The organism is Novosphingobium chloroacetimidivorans, assembly GCF_014204535.1.
GTDB lineage: Bacteria > Pseudomonadota > Alphaproteobacteria > Sphingomonadales > Sphingomonadaceae > Novosphingobium > Novosphingobium chloroacetimidivorans.
In genome coordinates this window covers 54,481-72,513 of the sequence record NZ_JACHLR010000003.1, presented here as the reverse complement: position 1 = coordinate 72,513, position 18,033 = coordinate 54,481, and the positions used below count along the sequence as shown (strand labels likewise).

The window sequence follows — 18,033 nt, the reverse complement described above, 5'->3', positions numbered from 1 at the left end:
GCCGCGCGTCCCCTCCCGGCAAGCCGCTGCGCATGGATTCAGCACCCACAGCACCAGGACCCGGAGCACTTCGCAAGCCGCTGATCGCCATCCTGCGGCACTCCCATATCGGCGCGCTCGTCGCCGGGTCGCTTGCGGCTTGCGGCTTCCAGCCGCTGGCGTGGTGGCCGCTCACCATCCTTGGCGTGGTCTGGCTGATCGAACTGGTTGGCCATGCCCATCGCGCGCGCCGTGCCTTCCTGCTCGGCTGGCTGTTCGGCCTCGCTCATTTCACCATCGGCGACAACTGGATTGCCACGGCGTTCACCTATCAGGCGCAGATGCCTGCCTGGCTGGGCGGGATCGCGGTGGTGCTGCTCTCGCTCTACCTCGCGGTTTTTCCGGGTGTCGCCACGCTCGGCGCATGGCTGCTCGCGCGCGGCTTCGGCGCGGAGCGCACGCCCGGCCGCGTGTCCCTCGGCATCGCGCTGGCGGGCTGCTGGATCGTCACCGAGTGGATGCGAGCCTGGGTCTTCACCGGGTTCGCCTGGAACCCGCTTGGCGTGGCGCTGCTCGGACCCTTCGCCAGCCAGGGACTGGCGCTCCTGACGCCGTGGATCGGCACGTACGGGCTGTCCGGCGTGCTGGTGCTCATCGCGGCGCTGGGACATCACGCCATCCGCAGCGCGCGCGCCAGCAACGGCTCGACGCGCGCCGGCTGGCTTGCGGGCGCCGGCCTGCTCGCCGTGGGGCTAACCGCGTTGATGCTGCTCCCTGCCGGCTACCTCGACCGGCAAGAAGGCGAGATCCGCTACACGCTGATCCAGCCCGACCTGCGCCAGGAGACGCTGGACGACCCGCGCAACTTCGAGCCGCACTTCATCAAGATGGCGCGGCTCACCATGCCAAAGGACCGCGGCGAGCGCCGGCTGGTGCTCTGGCCGGAGTCCGGCCTCGCCGACTACTTGCGCGATGGCTACCCCGACTACTTCTATCGGCAGATGACCTACGAAGCCGATCCGGTACTGGCGCGCCGCCGGATCGGTCAGGTGATCGGGCCCTACAGCCTGCTGCTGACCGGCGCGGTCGATCTGGTGATGAAGAACGACGACGCCGTCGCCGCCCGCAACTCGGTCACCGCGATCGATGGGCGCGGCAACATCCTGGATGGCTATTCCAAGGCGCACCTCGTCCCTTACGGCGAGTACCTGGCGCTGCGCTGGCTGCTGGAGCCACTGGGCGCGACGCGATTGGTGCCGGGCGCGCTGGACTTCTGGCCGGGGCCGGGCCCGCGCACGTCGGACTTCGGGACGCTGGGCAAGGCGGGCATCCAGATCTGTTACGAGATCGTCTTCTCGGGCGAGGTGGTCGATCGCCGCGAAAGGCCGGATTACATCTTCAACCCGTCCAACGATGGCTGGTTCGGCAGCTGGGGTCCGCCGCAGCACCTGGCGCAGGCGCGTCTGCGCGCGATCGAGGAGGGGCTGCCGGTGCTGCGCTCCACCACCACCGGGATCAGCGCGGTGATCGACGCCGATGGCCTCGTGCGTCAGTTCGCGCCGATGCATCTGGCCACCAGGCTCGACGGGAAGATTCCGCCGGCGCATGAACCGACGTTGTTCGCGCGCTTCGGCAATGCCTTGCCTCTGGCCCTGGCCGTGCTGCTCCTCGTTCTATCGGTGGTTGCACGCAGGCGCCGAAGGGCCTAATCCCACCTATAAAGATTTCTTTATATGATGGTGACCGATGCGTAGCGATTATGTCTTCACCTCCGAAAGCGTTGCCGAGGGTCACCCCGACAAGGTCGCGGACCAGATCTCCGACGCGATCGTCGACCTGTTCCTCAGCAAGGATCCCGAGGCGCGGATCGCCTGCGAGACGCTGACGACGACGCAGAAGGTCGTCCTGGCGGGCGAGATCCGCTGCAAGGGCGTGTTCGAGAACGGCAAGTGGGCCGAGGGCGCGCTGCAGGAGATCGAAGACACCGTGCGAGCCGTGGTGCGCGACATCGGTTACGAGCAGGATGGCTTCCACTGGAAGACGTTCGACTTCTCGAACAATCTGCACGCCCAGTCGGCCCACATCGCACAGGGCGTCGATGCCAGCGGTAACAAGGACGAGGGCGCTGGCGACCAGGGCATCATGTTCGGCTTCGCTTGCGACGAGACGCCCGACCTGATGCCGGCGACGCTCGACTACAGCCACAAGATCCTGCACCGCATGGCCGCCGACCGCCATTCCGGCGCGGCGCCGTTCCTGGAGCCCGACGCCAAGAGCCAGGTCACCCTGCGCTTCGTCGATGGTCGTCCGGTCGCGGCCACCGCGATCGTCGTTTCGACCCAGCACAAGGAAGGCTACGACGAGGGCGAGCAGGAAGCCGAGCTCAAAGCCTATGTGAAGAAGGTCGTGGCCGACGTGCTGCCGGCCGAACTGCTGAGCGAGCAGACCGTCTACCACATCAACCCGACCGGCAGCTTCGTGATCGGCGGCCCCGATGGCGACGCAGGCCTGACCGGCCGCAAGATCATCGTCGACACCTATGGCGGCGCCTCGCCTCATGGCGGCGGTGCGTTCTCGGGCAAGGACCCGACCAAGGTCGACCGCTCGGCTGCCTATGTCACCCGCTACCTCGCCAAGAACGTCGTCGCCGCAGGGCTGGCGGCGCGCTGCACGATCCAGGTCTCCTATGCGATCGGCGTCTCCAAGCCGCTGTCTCTCTATGTCGACACGCATGGCACCGGCACCGTGCCGGACGAAGTGCTAGAGGCAGCGATCGTGCAAGTGGCGGCGGACAAGCTGGGCGGTCTCACCCCACGCGGCATCCGCGTCGGCCTTGGCCTGAACAAGCCGATCTACCGTCCGACCGCCGCTTATGGCCACTTCGGCCGCAAGCCCGAAGGCGAGCTGTTCCCGTGGGAGCGCACGAACCTTGGCGATGCGCTCACCGCGGCGGTGGCAGCCCGGACGGACAAGCTCGAACCCGCCGAGTAGGATTGGCGATGGAAGGGTGATCGCATGACGTACGAGACGATCGCCCAAGTGGAGGACCTGCGCGCGATGCTGGCGCGCGGGGCCGACGTGCTGGTGCTCGATTGCGAGTTCGACCTCGGCGATCCCGATCGGGGACGGGCGCTGTATCTGGAGGCGCACCTGCCGGGGGCCCGCTATCTGGATCTCGAACTCGATCTATCGGGCGAAGTGACCGGCAGCAACGGACGCCACCCGCTGCCGGCGCGCACCGCCTTCGCGGCGACGATGCGAGGCTTCGGGCTGAAGTCGGGACAGCAGGTCATCGCCTACGACGGCAACGGCGGGATCTACGCCGCGCGGCTGTGGTGGATGCTGCGATGGCTGGGCCATGGCGCGGTCGCGGTGCTCGATGGCGGGCGGCAGGCCTGGGGCGACGCCGACCTGCCGTCCGAGTCCGGCGAACCCGGACCGGTGCGCGAGGGCGACTTCATGCTGGGCGAGCCGCTGGTCGGACAGCCGATCACCGCGCGCGAGGTGCTGGCGAATATCGGCACTGGCGAACTGCAGGTCATCGACGCGCGCGATGCGCAGCGCTTTGCCGGCGCGCCGCATCCGCTCGATACGGTGTCCGGGCACATTCCGGGTGCGAGCAACCGCTTCTACCGTGACAACTACGATGCGAATGGGCGCTTGAAGAAGCCTGCGGAACTGGCGGAGGCGTTCGGGACAGCGCTGAACGGCAAGACGCCTGAGCAGGCAGTGCTGCAATGCGGCTCAGGCGTGACCGCGTGCCACAACCTGCTGGCGATGGAAGTGGCGGGCCTGAAAGGCGGGCGGCTCTATCCCGGATCATGGAGCGAGTGGACGAGCGATCCCTCGCGTCCGGTGGAAAGGTAGCCTCCACGCCGGACGGCGACGGGTGCTCCCTGACCGTCCTGCACCTACTTGACCGACATCCGTCGTCCCCGTGCATGCGGGGGGCGCTTTCCTGTTTAACGTCGAAGAGAGAAGCGGGGTCCCCGCCTGCGCGGGGACGACGTGGTATATTGTACCGGGCGGGCAGTGGAACGCGAGCAGGTATTCCTGACGGCGCTGCCTACTTCGCCAGTTCGGCCTCGATCGCTGCCACCAGCGCCGGGTCCTCGGGCGTCATCGCCGGCGCGAAACGGCCGACCACCGTCCCATCCTTGCCGATCAGGAACTTCTCGAAGTTCCACAGCACTTCGGGATCCTCGTTGGGCGTCATGCCATAGCCCTTGAAGCGCTCCTTCATGCTTTCGACATCGCCCTGCTTGCCAGGCACGGCTTCGATCAGCGCGGCATAGAGCGGCTGCTTGGCCGGGCCGGTCACGTCGGCCTTGGCGAAGAGCGGGAACGAAACGCCGTAGTTCAGCTGGCAGAACTCGACGATCTCCTCGTGCGTGCCGGGTTCCTGCGCGCCGAAGTCGTTGGCCGGGAAGCCGAGCACTTCGAAGCCGCGATCTTTGTAGGTTTCGTAGAGCTTTTCCAGGCCCTCGTACTGCGGCGTGAGGCCGCACTTGGACGCGACGTTCACCACCAGCAGCACCTTGCCGGCATGCTGCGCGAGGGTGTCGGGCTTGCCGTCGATGCGGGTCAGCGCGATGGTGGCGAGGTCGGCCATGTTCAATCTCCCGTAGGTTGCGCGAGGGGTATGGAGCGCCGGCATGACGGCGGCAAGACGCTAGCTGCCTGGCGCAACGCCCGCGTGCATACACTCCGCTCGGCTCGATCGAGGCGGGCGACCAAGCCTCAGCTTTCGTAGTGCGCCGTCGTCTTCGCCGCCACTTCGTCCGCGGTCACGCCGGGCGCTAGTTCCACCAGCCTGAAGGGGCTCGCGTGGTCCGGTCGCGCGAAGACGCACAAGTCGGTGACGATCATGTCCACCACGTTCCTGCCGGTGAGCGGCAGCGTGCAGGCCGGGATGAACTTGGGGCTGCCGTCCTTGGCGGTGTGCTCCATGACGACGATGATCTTCTTGACCCCGGCAACGAGGTCCATGGCGCCGCCCATGCCCTTGATCATCTTGCCCGGGATCATCCAGTTGGCGATGTCGCCGTTCTGCGCGATCTCCATCGCGCCCAGCACGGCGAGATCGATGTGGCCGCCGCGGATCATCGCGAAGCTCTGCGCGCTATCGAAGTAGGCCGAGTGCGGCAGTTCGCTCACGGTCTGCTTGCCGGCGTTGATCAGGTCGGCATCGACCTCGTCGGGATAGGGGAACGGGCCGATGCCCAGCATGCCGTTCTCCGACTGGAGCGTCACCGTCATGCCCGCGGGCACGTGGTTGGCGACGAGCGTCGGGATGCCGATGCCGAGGTTCACGTAGAAGCCGTCCTGCAATTCCTGCGCGGCGCGGGCGGCCATCTGGTCGCGATTCCAGCTCATCAGGCGGTCTCCCTCTCACGGGTCGTGGTGAACTCGATCTTCTTGTCGTAAGGCGCGCCCAGGACCAGGCGCTGGACGTAGACGCCCGGCAAGTGGATGGCATCGGGATCGAGGCTGCCCACCGGCACGATCTCCTCCACCTCGACCACGCAGACCTTGCCGCAGGTGGCGGCCGGCACGTTGAAGTTGCGTGCGGTCTTGCGAAACACGACGTTGCCGGTCTCGTCCGCCTTCCACGCCTTCACCAGCGCCAGGTCGGCGAAGATGCCCTGTTCCAGCACGTATTCCTCTTCGCCATTCGGGCCGTTGAAGACCTTCGTCTCCTTGCCCTCGGCGATCAGGGTGCCGACGCCGGTCTTGGTGTAGAAGCCGGGAATGCCGGCGCCGCCGGCTCGCATGCGCTCGGCCAGGGTGCCCTGCGGGCAGAACTCCACCTCCAGCTCGCCGGAGAGGTATTGGCGCTCGAACTCCTTGTTCTCGCCCACGTAGGACGAGATCATCTTGCTGACTTGCCTGGTGCGTAGCAGCTTGCCGATGCCTTCGTTGTCAATCCCGGCATTGTTGCTGGCGAACGTCAGGTTCTTGACCCCGCTGTCGCGCACCGCGTCCAGCAGCCGCTCGGGCAGGCCGCAAAGTCCGAAGCCGCCGCTCGCGATCAGCAGGCCGTCGCGCAAGAGGCCGTCCAGCGCGGCCGTGGCATCGGGGTAGAGCTTCTTCATCGTGCGGGCTCCCGTGTCATGCGCCTGCTGCGCTGCAATGCTTTGCGGCGCCGATAGCCGAAGGAGCGGGGCCGGGTCCAGTTCCGAAAGCGGTGCACGGACACTGGGACATCGTTCTCTGCTGCGATGCAGCAAAGTGGCGAGACCGCCCCTCACCACAGCAACAAAGTTCACCAGGCATGCCCACAGTTTAAGCACATTGCTTGCCCTGCAAGGGCGGTGAACCTCCTGCGGCCCCCTGTCTTGCTCGGTTGGCTGCGTCGCGCGGGCGATCGGATGCAGTTTGCGCAACTGTACTGAAAGTTTTCGCACTTGCACAAAAAGGGCGTGAACGGCATATCGAAAGTGCCTTTCAGGCATCCTCTCCCAAAACTTCCATGGCCCGGTCGGTAACGATCGGGCCTTTTTTCTTGCCTTCCCGCGCCCGGCTTTCGAGCGGGTGCACGCTCGCGCGCTTGCTCGGAACCGAGCCCACCTTCCACCCATTGGTTTGCAATCGCCGACTCTCGTTCCTAGCTCGGCGTCAGGCCCGGGGCGGGCCGCTTACCGAGGGAAGGGAATTGCGATGGCGGAAGCCGCGGTCCAGACGGAAGACAGGACGATCAAGCTGCAGGTCGCAGCGGCTCGCCAGGAAGAGAGCGGGCACGGCATCGCTCGCCTGTCGCGCGCGTCCCTGTCCGCCCTCGGCGCGCTGGAAGGGGACGTGCTGGAGATCACCGGCAAGTCCACCACCGTGGCGCGCGCCGTGCTCGGCTATCCCGAGGACGAGGAGCTGCAGGTGATCCGCCTCGATGGTTTGCAGCGCGGCAACGCCGAAGTGGGTTCGGGCGAGCACGTGAAGGTCGCCAAGGCGGAGTCGCGCCCGGCCCAGCGCGTCGTCTTCGCGCCGGCGCACAAGGAGATGCGGCTGCAGGGCCCGGCGCAGGCGCTGAAGCGCAATTTCTTCCAGCGGCCGATGATGCAGGGCGATCTTGTCGCCACCACCGGCCAGCAGCAGGTCGCCGACCTGCCGCCGCAGCTGCGCCGCATGTTCAACGCGCCGGCCTATTCGCTGACGCAGATCCGCCTCAACGTCGTGTCGACCGTGCCCAGGGGCATCGTCCATATCGACGAGAACACCGAGGTCGAGCTGCGCGAAGTCTACGAGGAAGCGCAAAGCCCGCGCGGTGACATCAACTACGACGACGTCGGCGGCATGTCCGACACCATTCGCCAGCTGCGCGAGATGGTCGAGCTGCCGCTGCGCTACCCTGAGCTCTTTACCCGCCTGGGCGTCGATCCGCCCAAGGGCGTCCTGCTGCACGGCCCGCCGGGGACGGGCAAGACGCGCCTGGCGCAAGCCGTGGCGAACGAGAGCGACGCGACGTTCCACTCGATCAATGGGCCCGAGATCATGGGCTCGGGCTATGGCGAGAGCGAAAAGGCGCTGCGCGAGGTGTTCGAGGAGGCGGGCAAGTCCAGTCCCGCGATCATCTTCATCGACGAGATCGACTCGATCGCGCCCAAGCGTTCGCAGGTCCACGGCGAGGCGGAGAAGCGCCTGGTCGCCCAGCTGCTGACCTTGATGGACGGGCTGAACTCGCGCGCGCATGTCGTCGTCATCGCCGCCACCAACCGGCCCGATGCGATCGACGAAGCGTTGCGCCGTCCCGGCCGGTTCGACCGCGAGATCGTCATCGGCGTGCCCGACGAGAGCGGCCGGCGCGAGATCCTGGGCATCCACACCCGCGGCATGCCGCTGCAGGGCGTGGACCTGAACGAGATCGCGCGCACCACGCACGGCTTCGTCGGTGCCGACCTTGCCGCGCTCGCTCGCGAGGCGGCGATCGAGGCCGTGCGCCGGATCATGCCCAAGCTCGACCTGGAAGCCCGCACGATCCCGGCCGAGGTCCTCGAAAGCCTGTCGGTCGGTCGAGACGACTTTCTGGCGGCCTTGAAGCGCGTGCAGCCCTCGGCGATGCGCGAGGTCATGGTGCAGGTGCCCAACATTGGCTGGGCCGATATCGGCGGACTCGACCAAGCCCAGCTCAAGCTGCGCGAAGGTGTCGAGCTGCCGCTGAAGAACCCCGAGAGCTTCCACCGCCTCGGCATCCGGCCGGCCAAGGGCTTCCTGCTCTATGGGCCTCCGGGCACCGGCAAGACCTTGCTGGCCAAGGCCGTGGCGAAGGAGGCGGAAGCCAACTTCATCTCGATCAAGTCGTCCGACCTGCTCAGCAAGTGGTACGGCGAGAGCGAGCAGCAGATCGCCAAGCTGTTCAGCCGGGCGCGTCAGGTGGCACCTTGCGTGATCTTCATCGACGAGATCGACAGCCTGGTGCCTGCGCGTGGCAATTCCATGGGCGAGCCGCAAGTGACATCGCGCGTGGTCAACACCATGCTGGCCGAGATGGACGGCATGGAGGACATGCAGTCGATCGTGGTGATCGGTGCCACCAACCGCCCGGCGCTGGTCGATCCGGCGCTGCTGCGGCCGGGCCGGTTCGACGAATTGGTCTATGTCGGCACTCCCGACGAGGCCGGGCGCGAGCACATCCTGGGCATTCACACGTCCAAGATGCCGCTGGCGTCCGATGTCGACCTTGGCCGCATCGCCCGCGCGACCGAGCGCTTCACCGGTGCCGACCTAGAAGACGTGGTCCGCCGCGCCGGCCTGATCGCGATCCGCAAGAAGGGCTCGGACGTGATGAACGTCGATCGTGCCGACTTCGACGAGGCGCTGGAGGACAGCCGCGCCACCGTGACCGTGGAGATGGAGGAAGAGTACGCCCGCATGAAGGGCGAGCTGAAGAAGCGCGCCATGGCAGTCGAGCCGATCGGCTTCATCGTCCCGGGCATGGTCGAGCCCCGCCGCGAGCGTAAGCACGACCACTGATGTGCGAAAGGCGGGGCTTGTGCCCCGCCTTTCACGCGTTGTGGCCAGCGCTTCACTCGGAAAGTATCGTCACGCTGAACTCGTTTCAAGGTGACGAAGGGGTGCTCCATCCACTTGCCGTTGCCCTAAGAATGCAAGGGCGTGGAGCATGTCAGTGGTATCCAGGTCGGCCGCCCCTCGCCGACAAAGCGGCTATCGCTTCGGCGCGGCCAACTGCTCTGCCAGAGCGGTGTTCCCCTGTGCCGCCACGACGCTCGCGGCCGAGCGGCCCGCGGCATCGATCACCTGCGGGTCGGCACCCGCCTTCAGCAACATGCCGACCTGCTGCGTGCGGTTGAACAGCGCAGCCATCATCAGCGCCGTCTGGCCTGCGTTGTTGCGGGCATCGACGTCGCACGTCTGGCGCAGAAGCATCGCGGCGATGCGATCGTCGCCCTTGAACGCGACGCCCATCAGCGCGGTGTTGCCCTGGCTGCGGTCCGCCTTGCATGGATCTGCACCGGCTTTCAGCAGTGCGTCCACCGCTGCGGCCTGGCCGTTGTAGGCTGCCAGGATCAGCGGCGTGAAGCCGCGCCCCTCATAGGCGTTCACGTCGGCGCCTTGCCGGACCAGCAGCGGGATCAGGTCGGCGCGGCCCAGCTTCGCCGCCTCGAATAGCAGCTCCTGCCTCCGCTCCAGTGATGGCAGCGCGGCGGAAGCGGAGGCGCTGGGCGATGGCGGCGTCGTGACTGCCGCCGCCGGAGCGGAGGCAGCCAGGATCGAGGCGAGCAGCAGCGACGGCATCACGGCTGCCCCGCATAGCGCTTGTCGACCGCGGCAGTGTATTCGGCCACGGCACGCTCGACTTCGCCCATAGGCACCTTGACCGCCTTCGCGAGCCGAGCACCCAGGTCACGGTCGGCCTGGGTAAAGTAGCTGACCATGACCACCTTGGTGCGCATCGAGGTGACCACGCCAAGGTCGCCCGCCAGGTTCTTGACCAGGTCGGCCTTGTCCGCCGGCTTGAGCGAACGATAGAACTGGCCTGCCTGGTCGAACGGTTCGGTCTTCGAGATCGGCGCGGTCCGGGCGATCGCATCGACCTTGTAGGGCGTCGGCGCGAACGACGGGTCGACGGTCTTGGGATCGAGGACCGAAGGGAAGTAGTTCACGTCGACCTTCTTGTTGGCCAGTGCGGTGTCGAGTTGTCCGTCCTGGTAGTTGTTCACCACCGGCACGCGCGGCTTATTCACCGGCAAGTCCATCACGTTCGCGCCGACGCGATAGCGCTGGGTGTCGGAGTAGGAGAACAGGCGGCCCTGCAGCATGCGATCAGGCGACGCCTCGATGCCGGGCACCAGATTGGCAGGCGCGAAGGCGGATTGCTCGGTCCAGCGGAAGAAGTTCTCCGGCACCTGGTTCAACGTCAACTCGCCGATCTTGCGGAACGGCACTTCAAGCCACTCCTTGGTGTCGTCGAACGGGTTGTAGCTGAGCTTGCCCAGCTCGTCCGGCGTCATCGTCTGGAGCATCACGTCCCAGGTCGGATTGTCGCCCGCGGCAATGGCGCTGTACAGATCGTCGGTCAGGTAGTTGAACGGCGCCTTGTTCGCGGCATCGCCGTTCAGGTTCTTGACGCCCTGACGGCTGATCAGCCGGAACTTCGCCCAGGTGACCTTGCCGTCCTTGTCGACCAGCTTGAAGGCATGGACGCCGTTGCCGTCCATCGTCCGGTACGAGGCCGGAGTGCCGAGGTTCGAATAGACGTGCACCAGCATGTTGGTGGCCTCGGGCGTGCCCGAGAAGAACTCGAACAGGCGGTTGGGATCCTGCTTGTTGGTCACTGGCGACGGCTTGAGCGAGTGGATCATGTCGGGAAACTGGATCGCGTCGCGAATGAAGAAGATCGGCAGGTTGTTGCCGACAAGGTCCCAATTGCCCTGATCGGTGTAGAACTTGATCGCGAAGCCGCGCGGATCGCGCAGTCCCTCGGGCGAGCCGCTGGGATGGATGACGGTGGAGAAGCGCACGAAGACCGGGGTCTCCTTGCCCGTCGCGAACAGCGATGCCTTGGTCACGTCCGACAAGTCGGTGGTCGCGCGAAACACGCCCAGCGCCCCGGTGCCGCGCGCGTGGACGACGCGCTCGGGAATGCGCTCACGGTCGAAGCGGGCGAGCTTCTCGATGAGCGTGGTGTCTTCCAGCAGGACCGGGCCCGCATCGCCGACCGCGAGCGAGTTGCGGTTTGAGCCGATCGGCGCGCCGTTGTCGCGCGTCATCTGCGCAGGCGCGGCGCCCGGCTGTCCGGCAGCGGCGTCGACGGTGCCGGCCACACCGGCCTGGTCGGCCGTGGGCTTGTAAGCGGCGAGTGGGGCAGCGACCGTCGTCATCCGGTCCTCGACCTGGGTGGACGTCTGCCCGGCGGCGCCGGTGAATGGGACCAGAGCGGCGGCGCCGAGCAGCGCCAAGCGATACGAAGCCTTCATGATCTTCTCTCCTCCTGTTGAAGGCTTGAAGATGCAGCAGCCTCACGGCTTGTGCCAAGGACTTCGGCACATCAGACTGATCGGAGAATGCGCTCAGTGGCGCGGCAACAATCCGAAAAGCTAATGATTGTAGCGGGCGGCGGCGTTCCCGCTCGATGCTCCGTCGACGGTGGCGTCAAGCATCTGCGCACCGGCTGCCAACTCCAGCGGTGATACCGGCAGCATGCGCCGGCGTACCAGGGCTTCGGGCTGGTTGCGACGAATCCAGTCGATCATGCCTTCGCGGATCTCGCAGCGCAGGTCGAACAGCGTCGGCCCGTCCTTGGCGCTCATGAGCAGGCGCACCTCCATGGCATCGGCACTGTGATCGGTGACTTGCAGGATCTGCGCGCGCTTGTCCCACAGGCGATGGGAGGTGATCTGGCGGGTGTACTCCTCGCGGATCGGGCCGATGTCGGCGCCGGGGTCGAGGTAGATCATCACCGTGCCCAGCAGTTGCGCAGTGCTCTTGGTCCAGTTCTGGAAGGTGTCTTCGAGGAAGCGGGTGGTCGGCACCACCAGGCGGCGATCGTCCCAGACACGCACGACGACGTAGGTGGTGCGGATATCCTCGATCCGGCCCCACTCGCCATCGAGGATCACCACGTCGTCGATCGAGATCGGCTCGGTCAGCGCCATCTGCAAACCGGCGATCAGAGCCTTCAAGGCCGGCTGCGCGGCGGCGCCCACCGCCAGCGCGGCAAGGCCGGCGGACGCCATCAGCGTCACGCCGATCTTGGCCACGCCCGGTATCGACAGCAGCATCAGCGAAACGGTGAGGAAAACGATGCCGAAGCTGACGATGCGGCTGATGATGCCCAGCCGCGTGCGCCGACGGCGCGCATTGCGGTTGTCCTCGACCGAAATGTCGTAGCGCAAGTACATCGTCTCGACGAAGGTGCGCAGGATGGCGAGCGCAATCCAACCGATCAGCACCGGCATGACGAAGCCCGCGACCTTGTCCCAGGCGCTTGCCAACGCCGGGGTCTCACGCGCCGCGATGATGACGCCCAGCGCCACGAACGACCACCGCGTCGGTCGCCCGAGCCGGTCGACAAGGATGTCGTCCGCCTTGCTGCGGCTGGCGCGGGCAATGCGCGCGCTGACACGGTAGAGGATGGTATGCACGAGAAGCGCCGCCAGCGCCCCGACGGCTGCGGCAATCACGGCGACGATCGTCCGCTCCGCCCACAAAGGGACGCCGGTGATGTAGTGCTCGATCAGATGGATCATGCCGGGCTAACGATGCTGCGGTGCAGCAAGTTGCACGTTAAATCGTGCCGCGGGCACGGATAAGCGTCAGGCCTGCTTGATGTGCTGCGGGAAATCGCGGAGGATCGCAGATCTCAGGCGATCTTCAGGGCATTTCACTTCATGAACGACGAACCTGTCAAAGGACCCGCTTCGTACTTTCCGTCGATCGAGAAGAAGTACGGTCGTCCCATCTCGGAATGGCAGGCTCTACTGCGCGAACGCCTGCCCGCCAAGCACATGGAGCTGGTCGCGATGCTCAAGAACGATCATGGCATGGGTCATGGTCATGCCAATGCGCTCGTCGCCCACACCTTGTCGCAAGACAAAGGGTAATGTCTGGCCTGCCATGATCCGCTAGTGCGCCGTGCCCCAGCTGTCGCCCGAGCCGATCTCCACCCCCAGCGGCACATCCAGCGTCACGGCCGGCAACGCCGCTTCGGACATGACCCGCTCGATCACCGGCCTGGCGGCGGCGACATCGCCCGCCGGCAGCTCGAACACCAGCTCGTCGTGCACTTGCAGCAGCATGCGCACGTCCTTCAGCCCGGCGTCGGCCAGAGCCGGGCCCATCCGCGCCATGGCGCGCTTGATGATGTCGGCGCTGGTGCCCTGGATCGGGGCGTTGATCGCCGCGCGTTCCGAGCCGGCACGCTCGGCCTGGGCCTTGGAGGTGATGCGCGGGAACCAGGTCTTGCGGCCGAACAGCGTCTCCGAATAGCCGCGCTCCCGCACGGTCTCGAGCGTCGAGACGATGTAGCGCTGAATGCCCGGGAAGCGCTCGAAATAGCGATCGATCATCGCCTGCGCCTCATCGGATTCTGTGCCGAGCCGTCCGGCGAGGCCCCAGCGCGAAATGCCGTAGAGGATCGCGAAGTTGATCGTCTTGGCCCGCCCGCGGGTGTCGCGATCGACTGTGCCGAACATCTCCATCGCCGTGCGGCTGTGGATGTCCTCTCCGGCGGCGAACGCCTCCTTCAGGGGCGGCACGTCGGCCATGTGTGCAGCGAGGCGCAGTTCGATCTGCGAGTAGTCGGCGCTGAGCAGCACGTTGCCCGGCTCGGCGACGAAGCAATCGCGGATCTGGCGGCCGATCTCGGTGCGGATCGGGATGTTCTGCAGGTTGGGATCGGTCGAGGACAGGCGCCCGGTCTGCGCGCCGACGAGCGAGTAGCTGGTGTGGACGCGGCCCGTGGCGGGGTTGATCGCCGCCTGCAGCGCCTCGGTGTAGGTCGAGCGCAGCTTGGTCAGCTGTCGCCATTCGAGCACCTTGGTGGCGACCTTCGCGCCTTGCGCGGCGAGGCCCTCCAGGATCGCCTGGTCGGTCGAGTACATGCCCGACTTGCCCTTGCGCCCGCCCTTGTAGCCAAGCTTGTCGAACAGCACGTCGCCCAGCTGCTTGGGGCTGCCGATGGTGAATTCGAACCCGCAATGGCCGAAGATCTCGCATTCGAGAGCGGTGACGGCGGTGGCGAACTCCTTGGACAGGCCGGCAAGCTTCTCGCGATCGACCTTGATGCCGTGGCGCTCCATCTGCGCGACGACCGGGATCAGCGGGCGGTCTACCCGCTCGTAGATCCGCGTGCCGCCTTCATGGCTAAGGCGGGGCTTGAGCAGCTGGTGGAGCCGCCAGGTGACGTCGGCATCCTCGGCGGCATAGCGGGTGGCGCGGTCCAGCGGCACTTCGCCGAACGGGATCGCCTTCTTGCCGGTGCCGCAAATGTCCTTGAACGTCAGCGTCTTGTGGGAGAGGTGCCGCTCGGACAGCTCGTCCATGCCGTGGCCGCCGCCGATGCCCTCGATCTGGCGCCCGGCGTCGAGGCAGAACGAGATGATCATGGTGTCGTCGATGGGGGCGACGTGGATGCCCCCCACTCTGTCGCCGACGCGGGCAAAGACGTTGAGGTCGTACTTTATGTTCTGCCCGACCTTGAGGACGGCATCGTCCTCCAGCAGCGGCTTCAATAGCGCCAGCGCCTCGTCCAGCGGGATCTGCTCGGGGCGCTCGGCGAACATGTCGCTGCCGCCGTGGCCGAGCGGAATGTAGCAGGCATCGTTGGGTCCCAGCGCCATGCTGATGCCGGCCAGGTCCGCGCGCATGGCGTCGAGCGCCGAAGTCTCCGTGTCGATCGCGATCAGCCGCTTCTCGTAGGCGCGGGCGATCCACGCCTCCAGGTCGGCGACCGTGGTGACGCACTTGTATGCGTCGAGGTCCACCTTGGGCCACTCCGGCATGTCCTGCCGCGCGGCGCCTTCGATCGGATTGGCGCCGGCGGTGACGGGCTTGCTGGGGTGCAGCTGCGTGGTGCGCTCGGGGCTGCCGTGCCCGCCGTCCAGGCGCTTGAGCAGGCTGGTGAAGCCATGCTTGGAGAGGAACGCCGCAAGCGGTTCGGGAGGGATCGCCGTCAGCTTGAAGTCGTCCATCTCGATCGGCAGCGGGCAGTCTTCCTTGAGCGTCACCAGCTGCTTGGAGAGGCGCGCCAGGTCGGCATGCTCGATCAGGCGTTCCTGCAGCTTGCCCTTCTTCATCGTCGGCGCCGCCGCCAGCGCCGATTCAAGATCGCCATAGTCCTGGATCAGCTTGCTGGCGGTCTTGGGGCCGACGCCGTAAACGCCCGGCACGTTGTCGACAGAGTCGCCCATCAGCGCCAGCACGTCGCCGACCTTCTCAGGCGGCACGCCGAACTTCTCGACCACCTCGGCCACGTCGATCCGCTGGTTCTTCATGGTGTCGAGCATGTCGATGCAGCCACCTTCGATGCCGTCATGCGGTTCGCCGCACTTGCCCACCAGCTGCATCAGGTCCTTGTCGGATGAGACGATGGTCACGTCCCAGCCGCGCTTGACCGCCGCGCGCGCATAGCTGGCGATGATGTCGTCGGCCTCGACGCCCGGTTCCTCGATGCAGGCCAGACTGAAGGCGCGCGTCGCATCGCGGATCAGCGGGAATTGCGGCACCAGGTCCTCGGGCGGAGGGGGGCGATGCGCCTTGTACTGGTCGTACAAGTCGTTGCGGAACGAGGTGCTCGCCTTGTCGAGGATGACGGCGAGGTGGGTCGGCCCGTCCGCCTTGTTGAGGTCCTCGGCCAGCTTCCACAGCATCGTCGTATAGCCATAGACCGCGCCCACCGGCGTCCCTTCGGGGTCGGTCAGCGGCGGGAGACGGTGGTACGCTCGGAAGATGTAGGCCGATCCGTCGACCAGGTAGAGATGCTGCTTGGGCTCCATGGCGCGCGTGGTAGCAGCAGGGGGGACCATGATCCAGCGAACGTGGGAGCCAGAGCAGTACCCAGGTCGGTCGGTGGGCCGGAGCCGCTGGCAAAACTCTGTGTCCAAAGAATGGCGTGCGACGAGTTGCGGCTCAACTTGGCGACCAACGCTTGCATAGATGCGGTAAGCCGATTATCGACGCGAACGAAGTCTAGCCGTGAGGTTGGCTTTAGCGGGTCATGCTCCCGCAGGTCCGGAAAAACAATTCAAGGGTACTACACAATGCGCAAGATCGTTCTCGCTGCTGCAGCTGGCCTCGGCCTGCTGACGATGGCCGCTTGCTCGGAAAAGACGCAGGACGCCGCTGAAGCCACCGCAAGCTCGGCTGCTGAAGATCTTTCGGCCAGCGCCAGCGACGCTGCCGACGCTGCCGGCGATGCCGCTGGCGAAGCTTCGGAAGCCGCTGCCAACGCAGGCGACGCTGCCAAGGAAGCCGGCGCCAAGGCCGCCGACGCTGCTGGCGACGCTGCCGCTGCCGCTTCGGAAGCCGCTGCCGACGCCGAAGCCGAGCTGAAGAACTAAGCTTCTTCTCTCGACTGAGACAAAAAGAGGCGCGCTGGCCCATCCAGCGCGCCTTTTTTCGTGCCTGTTGCGCAGGTTCGGATCGACGCGCGGCAACCAAACGCGGGCTGATGGCTTAGCCTTGTTCCTCTTCACGGAGACTGCGATGATCCTGGGAGTCGTGCTGGCGGGCGGTCGATCGACACGCTTCGGGAGTGACAAGGCCTTGGCCGAGGTCGACGGGCACAGCCTGATCTCGATCGCGGTCGACACGCTGGCGGGCTGGTGCGAGCATGTCGTCGTGGCCGGTCGGGCGACCGCTCCTGCGCCGACGTTGCCCGATTGGCCGCGCCCCGACATGGGGCCGCTGGCGGGGCTCGCGGCGGCGCTGCATCTGGCGGTGGACGAGGGCTACGACGCGGTGCTCAGCTGCGGCGTCGACTCGCTGGCGCTGCCCGATGACCTGCCGACGCTGCTTGGTGCCGCACCGGCATATCTGGCGTCTCAGCCCGTGATCGGCATCTGGCCGGCCACGGCCGTGCAGGCGATCGAGACCATCCTGCACGGCGAGGGCCCGCACTCGCTCTACGGTTTTGCAGAGACGATCGGTGCGCGCAGCGTGGAAGTGGCTCGGCCGCCTGCCAACATCAACACTCCGGACGATCTCGCCGCCCTGCAGCGCCAGCGCCAGCGCCGCTGACGCAGACGATCACGGGCAGGCTTGCTGCATGGCCATCCACACGGGTCGCTCGTTACGGCTCAAGGCTGCCACGTCGAAGCTGTAGCCACCCGCGACCGTGACGATGAGGTTTGCAAGGCCGAGCGAGCCGAGCTTGGCGCGCAGCCGCGAAAGCTGCACGGCCATCGAATTGCTGCTCGAGCCGCGACTCGCGCCCCAGATCTCGTCGGCCAAAATCTGCTTGCTGACGGTTTCGCTAGGTACCTCCGACAAGCGCCAGAGCAGCGCGAATTCGAGCGGATGCAGCCCCATCTTGCGCCCGCGATAAGCCGCTTCGCGCGCGAAGAGATCAAGCTCGAGTTCGCCGATGGTGCGTTGGCGCGGCAGCCATGCGGCCAAGTCGTGAAGGCGCCGGGCTCTGGCATCGACTTCGACGAGCGTCGCCTCGTCGCTTACTGCTTCGCCGAAGCCTTGTGCCAGCAGGCGTGCCCGCGTGACCCCGGCGTTGACCCCGCTGACCAGCGTCCTTCGCCGAGCCTTGTCCCATGCGTCCTGCGGCGAGCCGGCGACATCGGCCGTCAGACCGGCGGCATGGACGATCAGGATACAGTCGGTCGGCGCTTCCTGCGCGTCGGCCAGCGTCCAGCCGTGCTGCCGCAGGTCACGATTGGCAGGGATGCTGCCTTCTGAAATCCATCGAAACGAGCCCATCGTCTTCCCCTGTCGAGATTCGGCACGACCCGAACATACGTGCGGCTCGTTCGTCCGACGCTCGCACCCGCAGCATGGAAGATGGGGCATTCAGGCATAGGTAAATGATCTTATAACCATACTGTAAGGAAGGTCTAAGCTGCTGGTTTTGCAGGGGACACTGCGCCATCG

15 protein-coding genes are annotated in these 18,033 nt (G+C 66.3%); 7 read left to right on the top strand and 8 right to left on the bottom strand.

Translation table 11 applies throughout. The annotated features are described in order from the left end of the window. Positions 1-32: 32 nt before the first annotated feature. The 3 genes from lnt to HNO88_RS04420 are packed head-to-tail and all read left to right on the top strand — an operon-like array spanning position 33 to position 3,846. Complete coding sequence (gene lnt / locus HNO88_RS04430; protein WP_184242877.1) at positions 33-1,688, top strand: apolipoprotein N-acyltransferase; 1,656 nt, start codon at positions 33-35, stop codon at positions 1,686-1,688. A gap of 37 nt (positions 1,689-1,725) precedes the next feature. Continuing rightward, a complete protein-coding gene (metK, locus tag HNO88_RS04425; RefSeq protein WP_184242876.1) occupies positions 1,726-2,970 on the top strand; it encodes a methionine adenosyltransferase in 1,245 nt (414 codons plus the stop codon). A gap of 24 nt (positions 2,971-2,994) precedes the next feature. Further along, a complete protein-coding gene (locus HNO88_RS04420; protein ID WP_184242875.1) occupies positions 2,995-3,846 on the top strand; it encodes a sulfurtransferase in 852 nt (283 codons plus the stop codon). A 199-nt stretch (positions 3,847-4,045) separates the two neighbouring features. Here HNO88_RS04420 and HNO88_RS04415 read toward each other — a convergent pair whose 3' ends face one another. The 3 genes from HNO88_RS04415 to HNO88_RS04405 all read right to left on the bottom strand — a co-directional run bounded on the left by HNO88_RS04415 (position 4,046) and on the right by HNO88_RS04405 (position 6,074). Further along, positions 4,046-4,591, bottom strand: a complete 546-nt coding sequence (locus tag HNO88_RS04415; RefSeq protein ID WP_184242874.1) for a glutathione peroxidase — start codon at positions 4,589-4,591, stop codon at positions 4,046-4,048. 128 nt (positions 4,592-4,719) lie between these two features. Continuing rightward, on the bottom strand, positions 4,720-5,355 hold the full coding sequence (locus tag HNO88_RS04410) for a CoA transferase subunit B (protein WP_184242873.1): 636 nt from the start codon (positions 5,353-5,355) through the stop codon (positions 4,720-4,722). Continuing rightward, positions 5,355-6,074, bottom strand: coding sequence for a CoA transferase subunit A (locus tag HNO88_RS04405; RefSeq protein WP_184242872.1), 720 nt, complete (start codon positions 6,072-6,074; stop codon positions 5,355-5,357). The genes HNO88_RS04410 and HNO88_RS04405 overlap by 1 nt, the downstream gene beginning before the upstream one ends. Positions 6,075-6,639: 565 nt before the next feature. Here HNO88_RS04405 and HNO88_RS04400 point away from each other — a divergent pair. Beyond that, complete coding sequence (locus HNO88_RS04400; protein WP_184242871.1) at positions 6,640-8,946, top strand: CDC48 family AAA ATPase; 2,307 nt, start codon at positions 6,640-6,642, stop codon at positions 8,944-8,946. Positions 8,947-9,138: 192 nt separating this feature from the next. Here HNO88_RS04400 and HNO88_RS04395 read toward each other — a convergent pair whose 3' ends face one another. The 3 genes from HNO88_RS04395 to HNO88_RS04385 all read right to left on the bottom strand — a co-directional run bounded on the left by HNO88_RS04395 (position 9,139) and on the right by HNO88_RS04385 (position 12,683). Then, complete coding sequence (locus HNO88_RS04395; protein ID WP_184242870.1) at positions 9,139-9,729, bottom strand: ankyrin repeat domain-containing protein; 591 nt, start codon at positions 9,727-9,729, stop codon at positions 9,139-9,141. Next, complete coding sequence (locus tag HNO88_RS04390) at positions 9,729-11,411, bottom strand: catalase (RefSeq protein ID WP_281383985.1); 1,683 nt, start codon at positions 11,409-11,411, stop codon at positions 9,729-9,731. The genes HNO88_RS04395 and HNO88_RS04390 overlap by 1 nt, the downstream gene beginning before the upstream one ends. A 120-nt stretch (positions 11,412-11,531) precedes the next feature. Further along, positions 11,532-12,683, bottom strand: a complete 1,152-nt coding sequence (locus tag HNO88_RS04385; RefSeq protein WP_184242869.1) for a mechanosensitive ion channel family protein — start codon at positions 12,681-12,683, stop codon at positions 11,532-11,534. 141 nt (positions 12,684-12,824) lie between these two features. On the opposite strand from HNO88_RS04385, the gene HNO88_RS04380 reads away from it, so the two are divergent. Next, a complete protein-coding gene (locus HNO88_RS04380; protein WP_184242868.1) occupies positions 12,825-13,037 on the top strand; it encodes a DUF4287 domain-containing protein in 213 nt (70 codons plus the stop codon). Positions 13,038-13,058: 21 nt separating this feature from the next. Here HNO88_RS04380 and polA read toward each other — a convergent pair whose 3' ends face one another. Next, positions 13,059-15,929: a DNA polymerase I gene (gene polA / locus HNO88_RS04375; RefSeq protein ID WP_184243085.1), complete on the bottom strand. Its 2,871-nt coding sequence runs from the start codon at positions 15,927-15,929 to the stop codon at positions 13,059-13,061. Positions 15,930-16,193: 264 nt separating this feature from the next. Between polA and HNO88_RS04370 the strand changes: the two genes are divergently transcribed. Further along, on the top strand, positions 16,194-16,493 hold the full coding sequence (locus HNO88_RS04370) for a hypothetical protein (protein WP_184242867.1): 300 nt from the start codon (positions 16,194-16,196) through the stop codon (positions 16,491-16,493). A 145-nt stretch (positions 16,494-16,638) separates the two neighbouring features. Then, complete coding sequence (gene mobA, locus HNO88_RS04365) at positions 16,639-17,172, top strand: molybdenum cofactor guanylyltransferase (RefSeq protein ID WP_184242866.1); 534 nt, start codon at positions 16,639-16,641, stop codon at positions 17,170-17,172. 9 nt (positions 17,173-17,181) lie between these two features. On the opposite strand, the gene HNO88_RS04360 is transcribed toward mobA, so the two are convergent. Further along, positions 17,182-17,862: a winged helix-turn-helix domain-containing protein gene (locus HNO88_RS04360; protein WP_184242865.1), complete on the bottom strand. Its 681-nt coding sequence runs from the start codon at positions 17,860-17,862 to the stop codon at positions 17,182-17,184. Between the last annotated feature and the right edge of the window lie 171 nt (positions 17,863-18,033).

Coding starts and splice junctions, on each gene's coding strand:
- HNO88_RS04390 (WP_281383985.1), bottom strand. CDS start 11,411: ATGAAGGCTTCGTATCGCTTGGCGCTGCTCGGCGCCGCCGCTCTGGTC.
- mobA (WP_184242866.1), top strand. CDS start 16,639: ATGATCCTGGGAGTCGTGCTGGCGGGCGGTCGATCGACACGCTTCGGG.
- HNO88_RS04415 (WP_184242874.1), bottom strand. CDS start 4,591: ATGGCCGACCTCGCCACCATCGCGCTGACCCGCATCGACGGCAAGCCC.
- HNO88_RS04420 (WP_184242875.1), top strand. CDS start 2,995: ATGACGTACGAGACGATCGCCCAAGTGGAGGACCTGCGCGCGATGCTG.
- HNO88_RS04405 (WP_184242872.1), bottom strand. CDS start 6,074: ATGAAGAAGCTCTACCCCGATGCCACGGCCGCGCTGGACGGCCTCTTG.
- metK (WP_184242876.1), top strand. CDS start 1,726: ATGCGTAGCGATTATGTCTTCACCTCCGAAAGCGTTGCCGAGGGTCAC.
- HNO88_RS04380 (WP_184242868.1), top strand. CDS start 12,825: ATGAACGACGAACCTGTCAAAGGACCCGCTTCGTACTTTCCGTCGATC.
- lnt (WP_184242877.1), top strand. CDS start 33: ATGGATTCAGCACCCACAGCACCAGGACCCGGAGCACTTCGCAAGCCG.
- HNO88_RS04410 (WP_184242873.1), bottom strand. CDS start 5,355: ATGAGCTGGAATCGCGACCAGATGGCCGCCCGCGCCGCGCAGGAATTG.
- HNO88_RS04360 (WP_184242865.1), bottom strand. CDS start 17,862: ATGGGCTCGTTTCGATGGATTTCAGAAGGCAGCATCCCTGCCAATCGT.
- HNO88_RS04385 (WP_184242869.1), bottom strand. CDS start 12,683: ATGATCCATCTGATCGAGCACTACATCACCGGCGTCCCTTTGTGGGCG.
- polA (WP_184243085.1), bottom strand. CDS start 15,929: ATGGAGCCCAAGCAGCATCTCTACCTGGTCGACGGATCGGCCTACATC.
- HNO88_RS04370 (WP_184242867.1), top strand. CDS start 16,194: ATGCGCAAGATCGTTCTCGCTGCTGCAGCTGGCCTCGGCCTGCTGACG.
- HNO88_RS04400 (WP_184242871.1), top strand. CDS start 6,640: ATGGCGGAAGCCGCGGTCCAGACGGAAGACAGGACGATCAAGCTGCAG.
- HNO88_RS04395 (WP_184242870.1), bottom strand. CDS start 9,729: ATGCCGTCGCTGCTGCTCGCCTCGATCCTGGCTGCCTCCGCTCCGGCG.